At 74.2% G+C, this 3,681-nt stretch carries 2 protein-coding genes; both read right to left on the minus strand.

Annotated elements, in window-relative coordinates; all coding sequences use genetic code 11:
• Positions 1-95: 95 nt before the first annotated feature.
• A complete protein-coding gene (gene guaA, locus JNW87_RS36110; RefSeq protein ID WP_109802642.1) occupies positions 96-1,649 on the minus strand; it encodes a glutamine-hydrolyzing GMP synthase in 1,554 nt (517 codons plus the stop codon).
• A gap of 85 nt (positions 1,650-1,734) precedes the next feature.
• Entirely contained in the window at positions 1,735-3,432 is a 1,698-nt protein-coding gene (locus JNW87_RS36115) for an FAD-dependent oxidoreductase (RefSeq protein WP_109802643.1), read from the minus strand.
• Positions 3,433-3,681 lie beyond the last annotated feature (249 nt).

The raw sequence follows: 3,681 nt of genomic DNA on the forward strand, positions 1-3,681 counted from the left end.
GACCGCGACCGGCGGGCCGGCGACGCAGCCGGCGGGTACGCCGGAGCCGGCGCCCCGGCCGCAGCCTCAGCCGCCGACCGCCGGGTGAGCCGGCGTCACTCCCACTCGATGGTGCCCGGCGGCTTGCTGGTGACGTCCAGGACCACCCGGTTCACCTCGGCCACCTCGTTGGTGATCCGGGTGGAGATCCGGGCGACCACCTCGTACGGCAGCCGGGACCAGTCGGCGGTCATCGCGTCCTCGCTGGAGACCGGGCGCAGCACCACGGGATGCCCGTAGCTGCGCCCGTCGCCCTGCACGCCGACGCTGCGCACGTCGGCCAGCAGCACCACCGGGAACTGCCAGACGCCCCGGTCCAGGCCGGCGGCCGTCAACTCCTCCCGGGCGATCAGGTCGGCCTTGCGGAGCAGGTCCAGCCGCTCCCGGTCGACCGCGCCGATGATCCGGATGGCCAGGCCGGGGCCGGGGAACGGGTGCCGCCAGACCATCGCCTCGGGCAGGCCCAGCTCCAGGCCCAGCGCCCGGACCTCGTCCTTGAACAGCGTGCGCAGCGGCTCGACCAGCGCGAACTTCAGGTCCTCCGGCAGGCCGCCGACGTTGTGGTGGCTCTTGATGTTGGCGGTGCCGGTGCCGCCGCCGGACTCCACCACGTCCGGGTAGAGGGTGCCCTGCACCAGGAACTCGACGTCGCCGTGGGAGGCGATCTCCCGGGCGGCGGCCTCGAAGACCCGGATGAACTCCCGGCCGATGATCTTGCGCTTCTGCTCCGGGTCGGTCACCCCGGCGAGCGCCCCGAGGAAGCGGTCCTGCGCGTCGACCACCTTGAGCTTGATGCCGGTGGCCGCCACGTAGTCCTTCTCCACCTGCTCGGCCTCCCCGGCCCGGAGCAGGCCGTGGTCGACGAAGACGCAGGTGAGCTGGTCACCGACGGCCCGGTGCACCAGCGCGGCGGCGACCGCCGAGTCCACGCCGCCGCTCAGGCCGCAGATGACCTCCTTGTCGCCGACCTGCTCCCGGATCCGGGCCACCTGCTCGTCGATGATGTTCTCGGGCGTCCAGGTCGGCTCGACGCCGGCGATGTCGTACAGGAAGCGGGTGAGCATCTCCTGGCCGTGCGCGGTGTGCCCCACCTCCGGGTGGAACTGCACCCCGGCCCGGCGGCCGGCCACGTCCTCGAACGCGGCGACCGGCGCGCCCGCCGACTCGGCGGTCACCGTGAAGCCCGCGGGGGCCTCGGTCACGCAGTCGCCGTGGCTCATCCAGACCGGCAGGTCGTCCGGCAGGTCGCGGAGCAGCACGCCGGCCTCGGCGCGGGCGTGCAGCGGGGTGCCGCCGTACTCCCGGTTGCCGGTCCGCGCGACCGTGCCGCCGAGCGCCTGGGCCATCGCCTGGAAGCCGTAGCAGATGCCGAAGACCGGGACGTCGGCGGTGAACATGCGGGCGTCGATCTGCGGGGCGTCGGGTGCGTAGACGCTGGCCGGACCGCCCGACAGGATGATCGCGGCGGGGTCCTTCGCCAGCATCTCGGCGACCGGCATGGTGTGCGGGACGATCTCCGAGTAGACCTTCGCCTCACGCACCCGGCGCGCGATGAGCTGGGCGTACTGGGCTCCGAAGTCCACCACGAGGACGGGGCGAGGCGTGCTCATGTGCAGAAAGCCTACCGACCGTCACCTCCGCGCCGGGCGCGGCCCGGCCGTCCGCGTGGCGCGTCCCGCCCGGATGTCGCGCGGATCACCCGCGCAGGGCGGCGGGGGCGTGCGCCGGGACCGCCGGGTGGCGCGGGGGGACCGGCTCCACCCGCCGGTACGCCGCACCGAGCGGCGGCCGCGGATCCTCCTCGCCCTTGTTGGGCCAGCACGACATCGCCCGTTCCGCCTGGGCGGTGATCGTCAGCGACGGGTTCACCCCGAGGTTCGCCGAGACCGCCGCGCCGTCCACCACGTGCAGCCCCGGGTGCCCGTGCACCCGGTGGTACGGGTCGATCACCCCGTCGGCCGGGGTGGCGCCGATCACCGCCCCGCCGAGGATGTGCGCGGTCATCGGGATGTTGAACGGCTCGGTCAGCGCGCCGCCCGGCGTACCGTCGATCTCCTCGGCGAGCAGCCGCACCGCGTTGTTGCCGGCCGGGATCCAGGTCGGGTTCGGCGCGCCGTGCCCCGGCCCGGAGACCAGCCGGCGGCCGAGCGGGCCGCGCCGCCAGCGGGTGGTGAGCGAGTTGTCCGCCGACTGCATCACCAGGGCGATCACCGTCCGCTCGGACCAGCCGCGCACCGACAGCATCCGGGCGGCCAGGCCGGGCTGCCGGACGATGCTGCCCAGCCAGCGCCGGACCCGGTGCGGCCCGCCGTCGACCAGCAGCGACTGGAGCAGCCCCATCGCGTTGGAGCCCCGGCCGTAGCGGACCGGCTCGATGTGGGTCTGCGGGTCGGGGTGGAACGAGCTGGTGATCGCCACTCCCTCGGTGAAGTCCAGCCGCCGCTCCCGCGCCTGCCGGCGGGGCACCGAGGCGCCGAGGATGGCCTCCGAGTTGGTCCGGGTCAGCTCGCCGAGGCGGGGCGACAGCGCGGGCAGCGCCCCGGTCGCCTTCATCTCGTGCAGCAGCCGCTGGGTGCCCAGCGCGCCCGCGGCGAAGACCACCTGGTCGGCGCGGATCACCTGGCGCCGCTTGCGCAGCCACGCGCCGGTGCGCTCGGTGTGCACCTCGTAGCCCTCGTCGGCGGTGGGGCGGACCGCGGTGACCGTGGTCAGCGGGTGGACTTGGGCGCCGAGCCGCTCGGCCAGCCAGAGGTAGTTCTTGACCAGGGTGTTCTTGGCGCCGTGCCGGCAGCCGGTCATGCACGAGCCGCAGTGCAGGCAACCGGTCCGCTCCGGCCCGGCCCCGCCGAAGTACGGGTCGGGCACCCGCTCGCCGGGCCGGCCGATGTGCACGCCCACCGGGGTGGCGTGGAAGGTGTGCCCGACCCCCATCCGCTCGGCCACCGCCCGCATCGCCCGGTCCGCACCGGTCCGCACCGGGTACGTGGTCGCCCCGAGCATCCGCTTGGCCTGGTCGTAGTGGCGGGCCAGTTCGTCGCGCCAGTCGGTGATGTCCCGCCACTGCGGGTCGGCGTAGAACGCGTCGAGGGGCTCGTAGAGGGTGTTGGCGTAGACCAGCGAGCCGCCGCCCACGCCCGCGCCGGAGAGCACCATGACTCCCCCGCCGGCCTTCCGGTCCGCGGAGCGGAGCAGGGTGATCCGCTGGAGGCCGTAGCACCCGAGCTTCGGAGCCCAGAGGAAGCGCCGGGCCCGCCAGGAGGTCTCCGGAAACTCGTCGTCGGCGAAGCGCCGCCCGGCCTCCAGCACCCCGACCGAGTAGCCCTTCTCCGCCAGCCGGAGCGCGGCGACGCTGCCGCCGAAACCGGACCCGATGACGACCACGTCATACCGCATGGACGCATCATTACCGACGGGTAGCCATCGCGCCAGCGCCAGATTTTGGGGATCATGCAGGACGCTCGGTCGACCGGGCCCGCCGGTGGCAACCCCGGGCCCCCGTCCGAGCGTCGTTCCGTACGGGGGAGGAAGCCTGATGACGCAGGAGACCGCAAAACCACGACGGCGCTGGACGCTGGGGGGCCGGGGCATCCGGCCCGGCGGCTTCGGCGAGAACCTGACCACGTACGCGGTGGACGTCACCGG

This window comes from Micromonospora sp. ATA51, assembly GCF_016802855.1.
In the GTDB taxonomy this organism is placed as follows: domain Bacteria; phylum Actinomycetota; class Actinomycetes; order Mycobacteriales; family Micromonosporaceae; genus Micromonospora; species Micromonospora sicca.

Coding starts and splice junctions, on each gene's coding strand:
- guaA (WP_109802642.1), bottom strand. CDS start 1,649: ATGAGCACGCCTCGCCCCGTCCTCGTGGTGGACTTCGGAGCCCAGTAC.
- JNW87_RS36115 (WP_109802643.1), bottom strand. CDS start 3,432: ATGCGGTATGACGTGGTCGTCATCGGGTCCGGTTTCGGCGGCAGCGTC.